Annotated in this window: 16 protein-coding genes; 3 read left to right on the top strand and 13 right to left on the bottom strand. The window is 61.3% G+C overall.

Annotation, left to right across the window (positions count from 1 at the left end):
* The first annotated feature begins 7 nt into the window (after positions 1-7).
* Both DES45_RS21455 and DES45_RS21450 read left to right on the top strand, forming a co-directional pair.
* Complete coding sequence (locus tag DES45_RS21455) at positions 8-763, top strand: SDR family NAD(P)-dependent oxidoreductase (RefSeq protein ID WP_114772441.1); 756 nt, start codon at positions 8-10, stop codon at positions 761-763.
* Between the two features lie 8 nt (positions 764-771).
* Positions 772-2,310 carry a class I adenylate-forming enzyme family protein gene (locus DES45_RS21450; protein ID WP_114772439.1) on the top strand — a complete coding sequence of 513 codons (1,539 nt, stop codon included), beginning with the start codon at positions 772-774 and terminating at the stop codon, positions 2,308-2,310.
* 30 nt (positions 2,311-2,340) lie between these two features.
* On the opposite strand, the gene DES45_RS21445 is transcribed toward DES45_RS21450, so the two are convergent.
* The 12 genes from DES45_RS21445 to DES45_RS21390 form a co-directional block, all read right to left on the bottom strand.
* Positions 2,341-3,132, bottom strand: a complete 792-nt coding sequence (locus tag DES45_RS21445; RefSeq protein WP_114772437.1) for an SDR family NAD(P)-dependent oxidoreductase — start codon at positions 3,130-3,132, stop codon at positions 2,341-2,343.
* On the bottom strand, positions 3,129-3,884 hold the full coding sequence (locus tag DES45_RS21440) for an SDR family NAD(P)-dependent oxidoreductase (protein ID WP_114772435.1): 756 nt from the start codon (positions 3,882-3,884) through the stop codon (positions 3,129-3,131). The genes DES45_RS21445 and DES45_RS21440 overlap by 4 nt, the downstream gene beginning before the upstream one ends.
* Positions 3,884-5,821 carry an ABC transporter permease gene (locus DES45_RS26385; RefSeq protein WP_114772433.1) on the bottom strand — a complete coding sequence of 646 codons (1,938 nt, stop codon included), beginning with the start codon at positions 5,819-5,821 and terminating at the stop codon, positions 3,884-3,886. The genes DES45_RS21440 and DES45_RS26385 overlap by 1 nt, the downstream gene beginning before the upstream one ends.
* Before the next feature lie 7 nt (positions 5,822-5,828).
* On the bottom strand, positions 5,829-6,536 hold the full coding sequence (locus DES45_RS21430; RefSeq protein WP_245571827.1) for an ABC transporter ATP-binding protein: 708 nt from the start codon (positions 6,534-6,536) through the stop codon (positions 5,829-5,831).
* The gene (locus DES45_RS21425; RefSeq protein WP_114772431.1) at positions 6,533-7,294 is read right to left on the bottom strand and encodes an ABC transporter ATP-binding protein; all 762 of its coding nucleotides are present in this window, start codon (positions 7,292-7,294) and stop codon (positions 6,533-6,535) included. The genes DES45_RS21430 and DES45_RS21425 overlap by 4 nt, the downstream gene beginning before the upstream one ends.
* Positions 7,291-7,596 (bottom strand): DUF1330 domain-containing protein, encoded by a 306-nt coding sequence (locus DES45_RS21420; protein WP_114772429.1) that lies wholly within the window; start codon positions 7,594-7,596, stop codon positions 7,291-7,293. Before DES45_RS21420 ends, DES45_RS21425 begins: the two co-directional genes overlap by 4 nt.
* Positions 7,597-7,637: 41 nt before the next feature.
* A complete protein-coding gene (locus tag DES45_RS21415) occupies positions 7,638-8,825 on the bottom strand; it encodes an ABC transporter substrate-binding protein (RefSeq protein ID WP_114772426.1) in 1,188 nt (395 codons plus the stop codon).
* A gap of 358 nt (positions 8,826-9,183) precedes the next feature.
* Entirely contained in the window at positions 9,184-10,098 is a 915-nt protein-coding gene (locus tag DES45_RS21410) for an MBL fold metallo-hydrolase (RefSeq protein ID WP_170151587.1), read from the bottom strand.
* A 139-nt stretch (positions 10,099-10,237) separates the two neighbouring features.
* Positions 10,238-10,843 (bottom strand): phenylacetic acid degradation protein PaaY, encoded by a 606-nt coding sequence (locus DES45_RS21405; protein ID WP_114772424.1) that lies wholly within the window; start codon positions 10,841-10,843, stop codon positions 10,238-10,240.
* Between the two features lie 57 nt (positions 10,844-10,900).
* Complete coding sequence (locus DES45_RS21400) at positions 10,901-11,959, bottom strand: acyl-CoA dehydrogenase family protein (RefSeq protein ID WP_114772422.1); 1,059 nt, start codon at positions 11,957-11,959, stop codon at positions 10,901-10,903.
* Between the two features lie 8 nt (positions 11,960-11,967).
* Positions 11,968-13,131, bottom strand: coding sequence for an acyl-CoA dehydrogenase family protein (locus DES45_RS21395; RefSeq protein ID WP_114772420.1), 1,164 nt, complete (start codon positions 13,129-13,131; stop codon positions 11,968-11,970).
* 40 nt (positions 13,132-13,171) lie between these two features.
* Complete coding sequence (locus tag DES45_RS21390; RefSeq protein ID WP_114772418.1) at positions 13,172-14,068, bottom strand: enoyl-CoA hydratase; 897 nt, start codon at positions 14,066-14,068, stop codon at positions 13,172-13,174.
* A 633-nt stretch (positions 14,069-14,701) separates the two neighbouring features.
* On the opposite strand from DES45_RS21390, the gene DES45_RS21385 reads away from it, so the two are divergent.
* Positions 14,702-15,163, top strand: a complete 462-nt coding sequence (locus DES45_RS21385; protein WP_114772416.1) for a helix-turn-helix domain-containing protein — start codon at positions 14,702-14,704, stop codon at positions 15,161-15,163.
* Between the two features lie 631 nt (positions 15,164-15,794).
* On the opposite strand, the gene DES45_RS21375 is transcribed toward DES45_RS21385, so the two are convergent.
* On the bottom strand, positions 15,795-16,157 hold a 363-nt coding region (locus DES45_RS21375), incomplete at its 5' end, for an integrase core domain-containing protein (RefSeq protein WP_147282462.1).

Here is a 16,157-nt window from a genome sequence, read left to right as displayed (position 1 = left end):
TAGTCTGATGGGTCGTCTCGACGGCAAGGTCGCGTTCATCACCGGTGCGAGCCAGGGAATCGGCGAGGTCACCGCGCGTCTGTTCGCCAGGGAAGGAGCCAAGGTCGTTCTCGCGGCGCGGCGCCGCACGGAAGGCGAGGCGGTCGCAGCGGCGATCAGGGCCGATGGCTTCGCCGCTATGTTCGTCGAATGTAACGTGACTGAACCCGCAAGCGTCGACGCGGCCTTTGCCGCTGCTTATGACGCGCATGGCCGTCTGGATGTCCTGTTCAACAACGCCGGCGGCTCAACATCCTGCGACGGCCCGTTGACGGTCGCGCCGCTTGACGAGTTCTGGCGCGCGATCAAGCTGGACCTCTACGGCACTTGGCTGTGCAGTCGCGCAGCGATCCCGCAGATGCAGAAGTCGGGTGGTGGCTCGATCGTCAACAGCGCCTCCATCGTCGCCGAGATGGGTATCCCCAACCGGGACGCCTATACCGCTTCGAAGGGCGGCATCATTTCACTGACCAGATCAATGGCGGTCGAATTCGCCAAGGACAAGATCCGCGTGAACGTGGTGATTCCCGGCGCGGTCGCCACGGATCGCGTGCTGGCCTTCTTCGAAAAGGAACCGCACCTCAAGAAGCAGTGGGATTCCTATCTGCTCGGAGTCGCCGAGCCGATCGACGTCGCCTACGCCGCCTTGTTCCTCGCTTCCGACGAATCCCGCCGGACCACCGGACAGAAGCTACCTGTCGACAGCGGCATTCTTATTTCTTGAGCAGCATCATGCACATCCTGAGCCATGTCCTCGCCCGGAACGTCCAGCTGGCGCCCGACCGCGACTTCATCATCAGCGAATCGGAAACGTTGACCTATCGGGAATTCGGTGAGCGCACCGCAAGACTGGCCAACGTTCTCGCGCAGCACGGCATCGGGAAGGGCGACCGGGTCGGACTCTACCTCCCATCCACACCGCTGATGGCGGTCGCGTTCTGGGCCTGTCAGCGGCTCGGCGCGATCCCAACGCCTTTGAGCGCAATGTTCCGCCACAGCGAGCTCAGGAGGATCGTGGCGCGGACGAAGATGAACGCCATCATCGCGGACACGGAGACTTGGGGATATTTTTCCGAGATCAGGGGCGAGTTTCCCGAACTCGGCACCTGCTTGGTGCAGGGCGGAGGGCAAGGTGCGGATCCCCTCGAGGCGCTCATGGATATCGCCGAGCCGAGCTTCGCCGATATTGCCTGCGACCACCGCGATGTGGCATGCCTGTTCTTTACATCAGGCACGACAGGGACGCCGAAAGGCATCGCGCAGACGCATTTCAGCGTGCTCTCGACGCTGCGCGATATGATGGTTTCCCACCGCACCCGCTTCGGTGAGGAGGTCTATCTCTGCGCCGTGCCGCTCTTCACCAATTTTGGCCTGACGGTCACGCTCAACCTTTGCCTCTATACCGGGGGCACGATCGTGCTCCACGACCGCTGGGACACCGAGCGCGTGATGACGGATATCGGGCGCTACCGGGCAACCTACTTCGGCGGCACCCCCACCATGTATGTCTATATGGTCAACAGCCATGAGCCGGCGCGGCACGACCTGTCCTCGCTACGCATCTGCACGACCGGAGGGTCGCCGGTTCCGCAACCCGTAATCAAGCGCTTCGAGGAGCTCTCAGGCGTGAAAGTGGCGCAGGTCTACGGCGCAACGGAAACCTGCGGGCAGAACGTGATCGAGCCGACCCTAGGCGTCCGTAAGGCAGGGTCGGCCGGGCTGCCCGTGGGATCGTCGCGGATCGCGATCCTGGACGATAAAGACAACGAACTCCCGCGCGGCGCGATCGGCGAGGTGATCATCGGCGGCGACTGCATCGCACAGGGTTATTGGGGCGATCCCGACGCGACGGCCGCCGCCTTCGGCTCGCTTGGCTGGCGCTCGGGGGATCTCGGCTATGTGGACGAGGACGGATTCCTATTCATAGTCGACCGCAAGAAGGATCTTATCATCGCAGGTGGACACAACATCTATCCTCTCGAGGTCGAAAGCGTGCTCTACTGCCATCCGGCCGTCGCGATGTGCGCGGTAGTTGGAGCTCCTGACGTTGAAAAGGGTGAAATCCCCGTTGCCGTGGTCGTGCTGGACGAGGACGCCGTCGTGACTCCGCAGGAGCTACGGGAGTGGTGCCGGAAGGATCTGGCTGCCTACAAGGTTCCGCGCCGCATCGAGATCATCCATCATATGCCGGTCGAGGCCGCGAAGATCCGCAAGCGGGACCTCGTCGAGGCTCTAAAAGGCGAGGGCTTGGACAAATACCGACGGCAATGAAAGCTGTTCCCGGGATGGACTTCGCCCAGCCTACTTGTGCCTGATCTTCACGACATCGCCGGCTGCCCCATAGGAGCTCCAGCCGCCATCCACTGGCAGCACGACGCCGGTGATGTAGGATGCCCAGTCCGAGAGCAGGAACGCCACCGCCCGAGCCATCTCTTCCGTTTCAGCCATTCGGCCCAAGGGCGTGCGCCGCTCGATTACGGTTGGATCGAACACCTTCCGATCGACGAGATCCTTGACCATCGGGGTTTTCGTATAGGCCGGAGCGATCGCATTCACCCGGATCCCGTGCTCTCCCCATTCGCAGGCGAGCGTCTTGGTCAGGTGCGCTATTCCGGCCTTGGCGGCGCCATAGGCGGAGCGGCCGGGGAAAGCGTCGAGCCCCACGATGGAGGAAACGTTCACGATCGCCCCGGATCGCTGATCGATCATCAGCTTGCCTGCCGCCCGCGAGATGAGCAGCGTTCCCCAGAGGCTGACGTCGAAGACGCGTCGCCAGCGCTCGACCGGCTGCTCGTGGAGTGGTACGAGGTCGTCGCCGATGCCGGCCGAATTGAACACCAGATCGATCCCGCCCAGTGCCGCCACAGCATCCGCCACGATCCTTTCGGCAGCTTCCTCGACAGCCACGTCGCCAACCGTGAAGCCCTGTGCACCCGTGCGTGCGCACGCTGCGGGGAGAGCTTCCGCATTGAGGTCAGCAAGCATCACCCTGGCACCGAGATCGGCCAGCAGCTTACCCGTGACCTCACCGATGCCGCTGGCGCCGCCGGTCACTAGGGCACGCCGTCCAGTAAAGTCTATCGGAGGGGTCATGCATCGGGATCCTTGCCGTCGCCGTCATGCGGCTTGAAGTGGAAGTCGGGCTCCCATTCCTCGGCCGGGCGTGCATGCACCTGCCAATAGGCATCCGCCACGCGATCATAATCGTACGGGGTGCCCTTGGCCATAGTGCCATGGATCGCGATGGTAGCGACCTGTACGCCGTGCGGCGTCAGCTCCTTGTATAGCGAATGACCGAGGCTGCGCAATGCGGCCTTTCCCAGCGAGGTCACGCCCCACTCGATCCATGGCCCGAAGGCAAGCACACCGCCGGTAAACAGAATGGAGCCGCTCCCGCGTGCGATCATCGCCGGCGCCACGAGCCCGGCGGCGTGCTGGGCTCCCGCGACGTTGGTGCGGAATGTGTCCATCAGATAGTCAAAGTCGGCCGGATCGCCACGCGCCTTCCAGCCGGGGGCCGACGCGTATTGGGCCTCCGTAATGCCGGAGGGAGTGACGAAGCGGGAAGGTTCGATGATGGCAGCGTTGTAGACAAGAGCGTGCGCATCGCCATAGGTGTTCCGCAGCTCGTCGACAGCGCGCGTGATCGTGGGGGGATCTCCGGCATCGGCGACGAGGCCCCTCGTCTCAAGACCTTCTGCATCGAGCTCGGCCTGATAGAGGCCGATGGCCTCCGCCCGCCGAGCCATGAAGCCTACAGACATGCCCCCTCGGGCGAAACGGCGCACGAGAGCGAGCCCGAGCCCGGGCCCGGCGCCGATGACGATCGCCAGGGGGCCTGCCATCACTCGGCCCCCTTTGCGGCCAGGTCGGCGGTGTAGCCTGCGGCGTTGCGCTTGCTTTCGGAGCGCGTCGCCAGCCAGTCCTCGAACGTTCCGACCACGCCTTTGCGCAGGAAGAGCACGCACAGCACAAATGCCGCGCCCTGAACGACGACGACCCAGGCCCCGAGTGTTGCGAATTCCTTCTGCATGGCAACGACGACGATCGCTCCGACGATTGGGCCGAGCAGCGTGCCCACGCCTCCGATCAGCGTCATCAGCAGCGCGTCGGCTGAGGTTGTGAAATAGAGGTCGGCGAGCGATGCAATCTGGAACACGATCGCCTTGGTCGCACCGGCAAGGCCGGCGAACATTGCCGACAGCGTGAAGGCGAGCAGCTTGAAGCGATCCGTGGAATACCCGAGTGAGATGGCTCGCAGCTCGTTCTCGCGGATCGATTTCAGGATTTGCCCAAAGGGCGAGCGGCCGATCCTGTAGATCGCCGCGAAGCCGATCAGGAAGACCGCCAGCACGAAGTAGTACATATTCATCGTGTCTTCGAGATCAATGAAGCCGAAGAGATAGCCGCGCGGCACGGATTGGATGCCGTCCTCGCCATGCGTCCATGGCGCCTGTAGCGCGTAGAAGTAGACGAGCTGGGCGAGCGCCAGGGTGATCATCGCGAAGTAGAGACCCTGCCGGCGGATCGCAAGCCACCCGAACACGGCGCCCATCACTGTCGCAACCGTCATCCCGGAGAGTACCGCGAATTCGGGTGGAAAGCCCCAGGAAGCGGCGGTGAAGGCGGCGATGTAGGCGGATGATCCGAAGAAGGCCGCGTGTCCGAAAGCAAGCAGTCCAACATAGCCGAAGATCAGGTTGTAGGCGCATGCGAAGAGCGCGAAACACATGATTTTCATGCCGAAGACCGGATAGACTAGGAAAGGTAGGACCACGCCGACTCCGGAGAGAATCGGTAGCCAGAGCCGACCATTCTCGAGAAAGCTATTCGGTCGCGCCATCGATATGTTGGCCGCATGGACCGAAGCGGTTTCCTTCCCGAACAGGCCGGCGGGGCGCAAGATCAGAACCAGCACCATAATGACGAAGATAACGGTTGTGGAGGCCTGCGGCCAGAACACCTTTGTCAGGCCCTCGATCATGCCAAGCATGAGACCTGTGAAGATCGCGCCCGAGATCGAGCCCATGCCGCCGATGACCACCACTGCGAAGATGGTGATGATGATCGACTGCCCCATCTGGGGGCTGACTTGATAGATTGGGGCGGCCATCACACCAGCAAGGCCAGCTAGGCCGACGCCAAATGCATAGGTTAGCATGAGCATGCGCGGCACGTTGATGCCGAAGGCTCGGACGAGGTTGGGGTTTTCCGTGGCCGCTCGGAGATAGGCCCCGAGCTTGGTGCGCTCAACAATGTACCAGGTGAGTGCGCAGACGAAGAGACCGGCGGCGATCACCCAGAGTCTGTAATAGGGTAGAAACATGAAGCCCAGGTTCACGCCGCCTTTGAGCGTGGCAGGTATATCGTAGCGCTGTCCAGCAGCGCCATAGCCGACATTGAACAGGCCCTCGATCACCATGGTGAGACCGACTGTCAACAACAGGCCATAGGCGTGCTCGAGCTCGTAGACACGCCTGATGAAGACGCGCTCCATGAAGGCGCCGATGAGGCCGACAGCGACAGGGACGAGCGCGAGCGCCCACCAATAACCTAGCGACGGTAGCCCGAGGCCGGGAAAGAGATCCGGCAGATGCAGCAGGTACCACGCTCCAAACGCGCCCAGCATATATTGGGCGCCGTGGACGAAATTTCCGATGCGCAGCATACCGAAGATGATCGCCACGCCAAGGCTCATCATGGCATAGAACACGCCGTTGATGAGACCGATCAGTAGCTGGCCAAAGAGCAGCTGTGGGGAGATTCCGAGAAACGCCATCATGACGGGTTCAAACCTTCAGGTAGCTCTGGATCCGGTCGAGATTGCCGGCCACATCGGCTGCCGTTAGCGTGTCGATGACCCGGCCATGCTCGACCACGTAGTGCCGGTCCGCCAGCTTTGAGGCGAAGCGGAAGTTTTGCTCCACAAGAAGGACCGTGAATCCGCGCTCCTTGAGCTTGCGGATTACCGCACCGATCTGCTGCACGATGACCGGCGCTAGTCCTTCGGTCGGCTCATCAAGCAGCAGAAGATTGGCGCCGGTCCGCAGGATGCGTGCGATCGCGAGCATCTGCTGTTCGCCACCCGAGAGTTTGGTGCCCTGACTGTTGCGGCGTTCCGCGATGTTTGGGAACAGTGCATAGATGTCTTCGAGGGCCATTCCGCCCTGCGCTATCACCGGTGGCAGGAATAGGTTCTCCTCGACCGTGAGGCTAGCAAAGATGCCGCGCTCCTCCGGACAATAAGCGATGCCGCGCCGTGCGATATATTCGGGCATTCGGCCCGCGACGTCCTCGCCGTCGAAGCGGATCTCGCCTTTCTTCTTACGCAGCAGGCCCATAATGGCCCGCAGCGTCGTTGTCTTGCCTGCGCCGTTGCGCCCGAGCAATGTGACCACCTCGCCGGCGCCAACCTCGAAGGTCATGCCGTGGAGGGCCTTGCTCTCCCCGTACCAGCCCTGCAGATCGCTGACCGTCAATGAGACCTGAGCGTTCACTCGTCGCCTCCAATATAGGCTTCGATCACGCGCGGGTCTGTCGATACCTCGGAATAAGTGCCTTCCGCAAGGATCTTGCCGCGCGCTAGAACGGTGATTCTGTCCGCTAGCCGTGCGACAATGGAGAGATTGTGTTCGACCATGATAATCGTGCGATTAGCCGAGACGCTGCGGATTAGCGCCGCGATCCTCTCCACATCCTCCGTGCCAAGGCCGGAGGTCGGCTCGTCGAGAAGCAGGAGTTCCGGATCCAGCGCGAGCGTAGTTGCGAACTCGAGAGCGCGCTTGCGGCCATAGGGCAGGCCCCCTGCCGTCTTGTCACGCATCTGCTCCAGGCCGACGGCGGCGAGCAATTCGTCGACACGATCGTCGAGCACGGAAAGGGAGGAATCGCTCCGCCAGAAGTGGAAAGAGATACCCTTCGGCCGCTGCAGCGCGATGCGCACGTTCTCCGCGACTGTCATGCGCGGGAAGATCGCCGAGATCTGGAACGATCGGACCATGCCGCGGCGCGCAACGTGCGCGGGATCCTCGTTCGTGATGTCGTCGCCGTTGAAGCGGATCGAGCCCTCACTTGGCTGATGGACCTTAGTAATGAGATTGAAGAAAGTGGTCTTGCCGGCGCCATTCGGACCGATGAGCGCATGAACCGAGCGCCGGCGTACATCAAGATCGACGTTGGAAACGGCGGCGAAGCCGTGGAACCGCTTGGTCAGCCCGCGCACCTCCACGATGTTGTCAGCGGCAGCCCTCGTCATGCTTCACCTGCTGGAGGCGTGCTGCCGACAAGAATTCCCCGTCCGCGGGAAGCCTTCTCACGAAGCGGCAGCGTCGCCTTGTATGCATCGGAATGGTAGTAGGCGTGGGCGGCCTCGAAGCTTGGAAACTCCACGACGGAGATGCTAACCGGGTTCCAGCCGCCTTCGAGCGGCTCGATCCTTTCGCTGCGCACTATGAATCGAGCACCTGCCGCCGCCATCAACGGCCCCGCCAGGAGCCGATACTCGGTCCAGGCGACGGGGTCGGTGATCTCGAGTTCGAATATCATGTAACCGCGCAACGGACGGTCCTCCCGGCCTAATCCAAAAAGCGGATGGCGTGTTACAGCTTACAGGCGCTTTCGGAATACGGCTTGAAGGCCTTCTCAGCTGGCACGGTCGTGACCAGCTTAAAGAAATCGTCCTTTTCGGAAACCTTGTCCGGCATGTTAACCTCGAGCAGGTACATGTCGTGGATAAGGCGGCCATTGGGGAAGAGTTTGCCGTTGCTGACGAACAAGTCGTCGACCTTGACCTCGCGAAGCGCCTTGAGGACGGCCGTGGATTCGTCGGTGCCCGCCTTCTCCACGGCCTTTAGATAGGCTGTCACAGCGGAATAGGTGCCGGCAGCGATCCAACCCGGAGCATTGCCGGTGATCGCCATCATGCGGCGGCCGAACTTCTCCGACTCAGCATCCTTTTTCCAGAACCAGGGTGCGGAGAAGCGAGCTCCCTTGAGAGCATCGACGCCGATCGCCCGCGCATCGGACTGATGCAGGAAGGTGATGGCGATCTTCTGCCCACCGCCGATGACGCCAAATTCCTGCGCTTGCTTCATAGCGTTGACGAGATCGGCGCCGCCGACATTCATCACGATTGCCTCGGCGCCCGACGCCTGCGCCTGAAGGATATAGGAGGAGAAGTCGGTGGAGTTCAGCGGCACGCGAACCTTGCCCTTGACCACACCGCCGGCAGCTTTCACTGCCGTCTCGACCCAGGCTTCCTGCGCCTTGCCAGCCTCATAGTCGTTCGACATAATGAAGAAGGATTTGTTGCCCTGATCGAGGAGGCCTTGAACCGTGGTACCCACCGTCGAGTAGACGTCGTAGGCCCATGCCACGATATGGCCGTTGCAGTCGGCTTCGGTCGGACGGTCGGTGAGCGGTGAAACGAAAAGACCAACCTTCTTCTTCGCGCCGATGAGAGTGTTCACGCCGAGAGACACGGCCGAATTGGCCACGTCTGCAATCGCATCGACATTGTCCTTCTCGAGCCATTCGCGCGCGATGGCGAGCGCAACGTCAGGCTTGTTCTGATGGTCCGCCGACACGACTTTGATCGGCTTGCCGAGGGCCATGCCGCCGAAATCCTTTACCGCTAGTTCTGCGGCGCGCACGACCTCCGTCCCGCCGAGTGCGGAAAACGACGTGCTCTGGTCATTCAGGACACCGATCGTGACAGCGTTGTCCTGCGCAAAGGCGGCAAAAGTGGTCGTCGCCAAAATGGTCGTCGCCAGCAGTAATTTCTTCATTGTTCCCTCCGAAGCCCGCGGCCGCTCCAAGACGCTGACTCGCCTCCGCCCTTGGAGGCACCCGACGACCGACTGCGGCAGAATGAGAATGGCTGTGCGGGAAAGCATCGTCCTAACAGACTAGTGCGCCCCCGCGGGGCGCGAAGCGGTGCCGCGGAAGCGGGCGGTGCCGCCAAAGGTCAAGCTCAGCCCCTGCGCGGGCATACTCCCGCAGCAGGAGCATGATCGGCCGCAATGCAATCGGGATCATTTTAGTGAGATGGGCAGCTCGGGCGAACGGACGGGGAAGAGGCCTCGAGACCGAACGGCTCGGCATTCCTGAGCCGTGGTGCTTTCCACCCGCTTCGAGCACCTCCTCTCACGCAGGCTCGAAGAGGCCGTCCATCGTCGCCTGCCCTGTCGCTTTCACGAGGCCGCGTTCGATCAAACGTTCGAGATGAGCGAAGACGGTCAAAGCCGCTGCGCCGTGCAGAGCCGGATTAGTCGAGCTGTAGATGGCGTGTACGAGATCCGGAACAGTCCGGTCTCCGCCCCTGACGCGAGCCAATACCATAGCTTCGCGCATCTCGCGATGCGCGAGAAGCGTGCGGACACGATCGAGAGGCTGCGTCACCAGCCCGCCATGCCCGGGGAGGTAGAGGATGTCGTTGCGATCGAGCAACTTGTCGAGCGAGGCGATGTAGGCCACCATCGAGCCGTCCGGCGGCGCGACGATGGTCGTCGACCACCCCATCACGTGATCGCCCGAGAACAGCGCGCCGGTCCCGACCAAGCCGAGGGAGAGATGGTTGGCGGCATGGCCCGGTGTGTGGATGGCCTCAAGCGACCATCCGTCGCCGCGAACGACATCGCCGTCGAGGAGAATAAGATCGGGTATGAAAGTGGGATCGGTGCCAGACTCGATTATCTTGTCGCTCGGCCCGCCGATTGGCTTCGGGGGCGGCTGCGGACCCTGCGCCGCGGTTCTCGCACCGGTAGCCGCCTTCAGACCGGCGGCGAGCGCCGAATGATCGCGATGCGTATGGGTCACGAAGATGTGGCTGACCGGCCGATCGCCGATGAGCGAAAGAAGAAGCCGGAGATGCCCGGCATCGTCGGGGCCGGGATCGATGATGGCAAGCGTGCCGGTGCCGACGATATAGGTGTTGGTTCCCCAGGAGGTAAAGGTGCCCGGATTGTTCGCTGTGACCCTGAGGATATTTGGGCCGACAGGGATAGCTCGGTCGTAGACGGCGCGGTCCTCATCGCCCTTATCGGGCTCCATCTGTGCCATTCAATCGCCTCGCCATTCTATCGCACTGGTTCGGATCGGGCCGCCCCCTCCATCGGCAGGGAGAATGCTTTACAACAATGGCACCGCCCAGAGCATCGCCGGTAGGCAGGATTTCCGCAGACCTCTATACAGGCTCGGCTCACGTCCGGGCGGCCACGTTCAAGCGAACAGGCCGTGCGTTGCTGCCAATGCGCGGGCGGTCCGGCTCGGGCTCGGGCAACGGCTCGCATGCGACAAGGCTCGTGCGGGAGCGATCCACCAGCCTCTGATATTCCCCATTGCCGTTGTTGCGCCAGCGGATGGCATCTTCCGTCATTGTTTTTACGACGGCGGCCGGATTGCCGGCGATGAGGCTGCGCTGTGGCGCGCGCATATCGGACTTCACAAGGCTGAGGGCGGCGACGAGGGATTCATCACCGATCTCGGCATTGTCCAAGACGACGGCGTTCATACCAATCAGAGCATTTTCACCAACGATGCAGCCATGAAGGATCGCTCCGTGGCCAATGGTGGCGCCGCGCCGGACGACGCAATCCGAGTTCGCAGAGGTGTGAAGGGTGCAGCTGTCCTGAACGCTAGAATCGCCTTCGATGACGATCCGCCCAAAATCGCCACGCAGGGATGCGGCCGGACCGATATAGCAGCGCGGCCCGACGATCACGTCGCCGATGAGGACCGCTGTGGGATGAAGGTAGCTTGTCGGATGAATGACGGGAACGATTCTCTCGAGGGCATAGACGGGCATGATCGACCTTTCAACGATGGCAGGAGCGGCGATCCCGGCTGCGTCGGATGGCGTGGGTCAGGCGCGGTCAGTCTCTCTCGCGAAAGTCGTCTCGGGTCCGAGTGGCTTCTCGAAGACGCGCGCCGCCACGCGTTCGCGATGGAAGGACGGGCCGCCCCAGGCTTGGGTCAGCGCGATGATGCGCTTCAGGTAGAGATGAACGTCCACCTCCCAGGAATAGCCCATCGCCCCATAAATCTGGATCGCCGCATGGGCAGCAAGGTCCGCCGCCTCCGATGCGGCAAGCTTGGCCTGGGATATGCGGGCGCGTGAATAGACATCATCGTGCGGAAGATCCGCCGCCGCCGCGTAAACGACGGGCCGCGCGAATTCGATCTTCACCTGAACGCTGGCGAGGTGGTGCTTGATGGCTTGGTACGATCCGATCGGACGGCCGAATTGCTGACGCTCCTTGGCGTATCCGACCGCGAGATCGACGCAACCCTGTGCCATTCCCAAGAGCTGGGCGGCCGTGAAGAGCGCCCCCCGATCCAGAGTCTGGCGAAGCGGGGCCTCCGCCTCATCGCGGCTGGCGATCCGCGTGGCGGGCACCCTAGCGATGGTATGGAGAGGCCGGAATGGATCGGCGCTCAGCTGCATCGTCAGCATGTCCGGAGAGATCGCCACGAGATAAAGGCCATCATCGCGGACGATAAGAGCAGCCGCGGCCCTGCTCGCATGAGGAACATAAGGATTCACGGGATGGGAGACGGCAACTGTGATCTCTCCAGCGATGGCCTGTTCGAGGCAGGGAGCGACCTCTGGATGGTCCGCGAAGGCCGCCAGGAGCGGAATGGCGATGCCGACAATATCCACTAGAGGCTCGGGAAGGCAGCGGTATCCGCAGGCCTCAGCGACCTGCACGAGATCGACGGGCGCGAGTCCGAGCCCGCCATTGTCCTCCGGCACAAGGATGCCGGCAAGACCGAGTTCGGACAGCTTCTTCCAGCGCGCCTCGTCCCAGGTGCTGCCGCTCGTCAGAAGCCGGCGCAGATCCTGCGAATTGCAGACCTCCGCCAAAAGCGAACGAACCACATCGGCGGTCATTACCTGTTCGTCAGAGAAACGGAAATCCATTGAGCCGCTCACACACGTGGCAGGCCGAGCATGCGCTCGGCGATGATGTTGCGCTGAATCTCGTTGGAGCCTGCATAGATCGGGCCCGCGAGAGAGAAGAAGTACCCGTCGAGCCACCGTCCAGCTTCAACGGCGTCAGGAGAGTGCCTGGACAACTCCGCCCTCGCTCCGAGAAGCGAAAGCGCGGTTTTATGCATGGCGATGTCCATCTCAGACCAGAAGATCTTGTTCGTGCTCGCCTCTGCCCCGATCTGACCACCTGCGGCTAGACGGGATGCCGTGCTGTAGATCGACAGGGCATATGCCTCCGCATCCATCCAGGCCTTCAGGACAGCAGCTCTTATGGCCGGGTCAGCATCCGTCCCGCAGCCCATGAATAGCTCGACGAGCCGGCGCGCCGTTACCTGGAACCTCGCAGGACTACGGAGCATGAGACCGCGTTCGAACCCAGCCGTCGCCATGCAGATGCTCCAGCCCTCCCCCTCCGCCCCCAGGCGGTTGAAGGCCGGCACTCGCACGTCGTCCAGGAAGATTTCCGCGAAGCCCGTTTCGCCGTCGATCTGCGGAATAGGCTGAATTCGCACGCCTGGCGCATTGAGCGGGAAGAAGATCAGAGAGAGGCCCTTGTGGCGCTCTGACCCCGGGTCTGAGCGAAAGAGGCCGAAAGCCCAATCGGCGAAGACCGCCCGTGACGACCAGATCTTGTGACCGCGCAGAACATACTCTTCGCCAATGCGGGTGGCACTGGCGCGCACCGCCGCGAGATCGCTTCCCGCCTGCGGTTCGGACCAAGCTTGGGCCCAGATCTCATCGCCCGAAGCCATCTTCGGAAGGAAGCGGCTCTTCTGCTCGGGGGTTCCATATTCCATCAGGGTTGGGCCGAGCAGGAAGATGCCGTTCTGGTTGACGCGCAGGGGCGCACCCGCACGATAGTACTCCTCCTCGAAGATCAGCCACTGAATGAGATCGAGGCTCCGCCCGCCATAGCGCTGCGGCCATGTCACCATGCCCCAGCGCCCTTCGTTGAGAACACGCTCCCATTGCCGGTGCGCTTCAAAGCCTTCGCGGCTCGCGTCGAAGGATGGCAAGGGCTGGCGCGGCACATGTGCCTCGAGCCAGGACCTCACTTCGCGGCGAAAGGCATTCTGCTCTTCTGTATAGATCAGATCCATGGATGTCCTTGTCAGGCGATGGCTCGCGTGGACGGTGTCGTCAGCCGCCCTCCGCCTGCTTCTTGTTGGCAGCGGCCATGCTCTTGGCATCATGGCCGCCAAGCATGTTGCCGGTCGTCAGATCATTCTGCGCGTGTGCGAAGTGATGCATGTGGTAATGGGCATCCATGGCGGTTCGCTTGCCGCGCAAATCCTCCACGTGATTGACGGCCTGCTTGGTCAACCAGAGACCGAGGCGAGGCTGCTCCGCGAGGCGCTGAGCCATAGCCCGCCCGGCAGCTTCAAGTTCGGCGCGAGGAACAACCTTGTTGACCATGCCGAATTGTTCTGCACGCGCGGCAGGAAGCCGTTCGCCCAGCAGGATGAACTCCTTGGCCACGCGAGGGGGAAGCTCGAAAGCATGGGCGAAATATTCGACGCCGGGGATCCCCATGCGTAGAACTGGATCCTGGAAGAACGCATCCTCGCTCGCGATGATTAGATCGCAGATCCATGCCAGCATCAATCCGCCGGCGATGCAGGCTCCCTGAACAAGGGCGATAGTTGGCTTGGGGAGATCGCGCCAGCGCCGGCACATGCCAAGGTAAACCTCGTGCTCGCGCGTGTAGAGCATCTCGGCCGCAGGCTTGTTTGTATGGTCTGCGAAAGGAAGACGGCGCTCAAACGTCTTGTGCACATCCCGGCCCGGCGTGCCGATATCATGCCCTGCCGAGAAATGTTTGCCCTGACCCCGTAGGATGATCGCCTTGACGGAATCATCATCGACGGCGCGACGGAACGCGTCGTCCAGTGCATAGGTCATCTGGGAATTCTGCGCATTGTTGAACTGTGGCCGGTTCATCGTGATCCAGACGATGGAGCCTTCCTGCTCGTAGCGGACCGGCTCGTCCGTCTCATAGGTAATGTCCGCTCGGCGTGGTTCAACAAGATCGCTCATGACTGCCCTTCCTATGAGCTGATACTGCGCGATGTACGCTAAGCCCATGCACGCCATGCGCAATCGTCCGAAGAGACTAATGGAGGTCGAGCGCCGATCGCCGCAGTTCCTCCCCTTCGGCAGCGATAGTCTTCCGGGTGCGCATGTTGGCTTTACTGGAGACCTGGTCCGGCCGCCTAGCAGGGGCATGATTGCTCAATAGGATTAGCTGGTAGAGAAACCAGGAAACCGTCACCCAAGGAGCGGATGCTTGGGGCACGATGCGAAGACTGTTGGCGGCTTCATCTTACCACTGTTGCCTGAGGCGGCATTCATGACATTTTCGTAGATCAGCCGCTTCTCCAGTCACAGCGCACTATATTTACGTTATTTCATTTCGTAGCAGGCAAAGGCATCCGCGGAAATCGGGTTTTGTGGTAAACGTCGGCCATGGCATGCACCGGCGCCTATTCTGAAAGACCGCGGAACAACAGCGCAATGCTCCTAACAGCGACCTTGGATGACCCGGGCGCAAATCGACGATGCTGACGAAGGTCCGCTAATGACACCGACGCGCGGTTGAAGTGACCCTGGACAAGGTTTTCTCCTGGGTGAGTTTGTGATCCCATCCAGGTTGGTAGGATGGAAGCAGCCATGGGCCAGATGCTTGCGATCCGAGTTGCCGTGGACAGCCCCGCGGGTCTGTGCCGCCCGGCGAAGAAGGAGACTAACCGCCGCACTGCTTTACGGATCCGGGCGATTGTCAACGCGCTGGAAGATCTGAGCCGGGCCACTGCCGCCAGAGCGCTCGGAGTCGAGCGCCAATCCCTGTGCGATGCTGTCAAGCGCTTCAACGCCGAGCGATTGGCCGGGCTCTACGATCATCGCAAAGGCCACCGCAGACCTGTCCTGGGCGAGGGTGAGGAAGCCGTCCTGATCGCCCGCATTCTGCACGGTCCCGGTCCGGAGAAAGGCAAGCCCAACGGTTGGACTCTCCCGGACCTGTGCCGCTTCATCAAGGAGCGGTGCGTCGATCAATGCGAACGGGTTTGTGAGGGCTCGTTAACTAGACAGGCCCAAATCAGGGCGCTCCATCTGATGAGTACCGATTATTGAGACCAGAGCCGTTTCCGCTGCCCTGGATAATACCCTATTAGATAGGCTGATCTCTGACGGACATTCCAGTTTTCCTCAGAGAGCGCCCACAACGGAAAATCGTTCTACAGATGGCTGTTGTGGGACAAACACAGCCAGCACCGCTTAAATTGCAGACAAGTCAGTAGCTGAAAAATCTTCCTAGGTCTTTTTCGAAAAACGCCATCCGGCCAGAATTTATTGGAAAATGAAAAGTGGCATCAACAATAATTAATAGCACACAACGTTAGTATTTTTTCGCTTACTATATGATTTTTACTGGATTGATCTATGGCTGAACACGTGCAGCACTCGTTTGCGCTTGTCACTGAGCAAGCGTTGTTATTGGAGGACAGATTGTGAGTATTGGCACTGACAGGCGCTATCTTGAGCTCACTGATTCCGACGGGCTCCGACACCTCATAAAGGTTAGTTCTGTTCAATGGTTGAGCGACTTTGACACCTGCAGAGACGAGACGCTGCTAACTGCAGCTGGGCGTACAATACATCTCCGTCTCGATCTCGACGTTGTGCGGGACCTGTCCGTCGTCAGAGTTTTTGAGACCGCGGGCGGTCTGAACGAAGGGAGGCTCTGGCTCATCTGAGTTTCAGATTAGGCAGCTTGCATCTGGTGCTGCAAGCGGCGGGTTTGGATGGTCTGTCGTTTGATCCTTTCTCGTTCCATCAAAATGGTTTCTCCGCGTCCAAAGTAGACGTCGGCGGGCGTGAGATTACCGAGGCTCTCGTGGTAGCGCTGGTGATTGTAATGCGCCACAAACGCTTCGATCTGCGCCTCCAGATCACCCGGCAGAAAGTAGTTCTCCAGCAGAATGCGGTTCTTGAGCGTCTGGTGCCAGCGCTCGATCTTGCCCTGCGTCATAGGATGATACGGTGCTCCACGCACATGGCTCATGCCCTTGGCTTCCAGCCACGAGGCTAGATCCGACGCGATGTAGCTCGAGCCGTTATCCGACAG

The organism is Microvirga subterranea (genome assembly GCF_003350535.1).
Classification (GTDB): domain Bacteria; phylum Pseudomonadota; class Alphaproteobacteria; order Rhizobiales; family Beijerinckiaceae; genus Microvirga; species Microvirga subterranea.
Note: the sequence above shows the minus strand (reverse complement) of the source record. Positions and strands in the feature narration are given on the sequence as shown.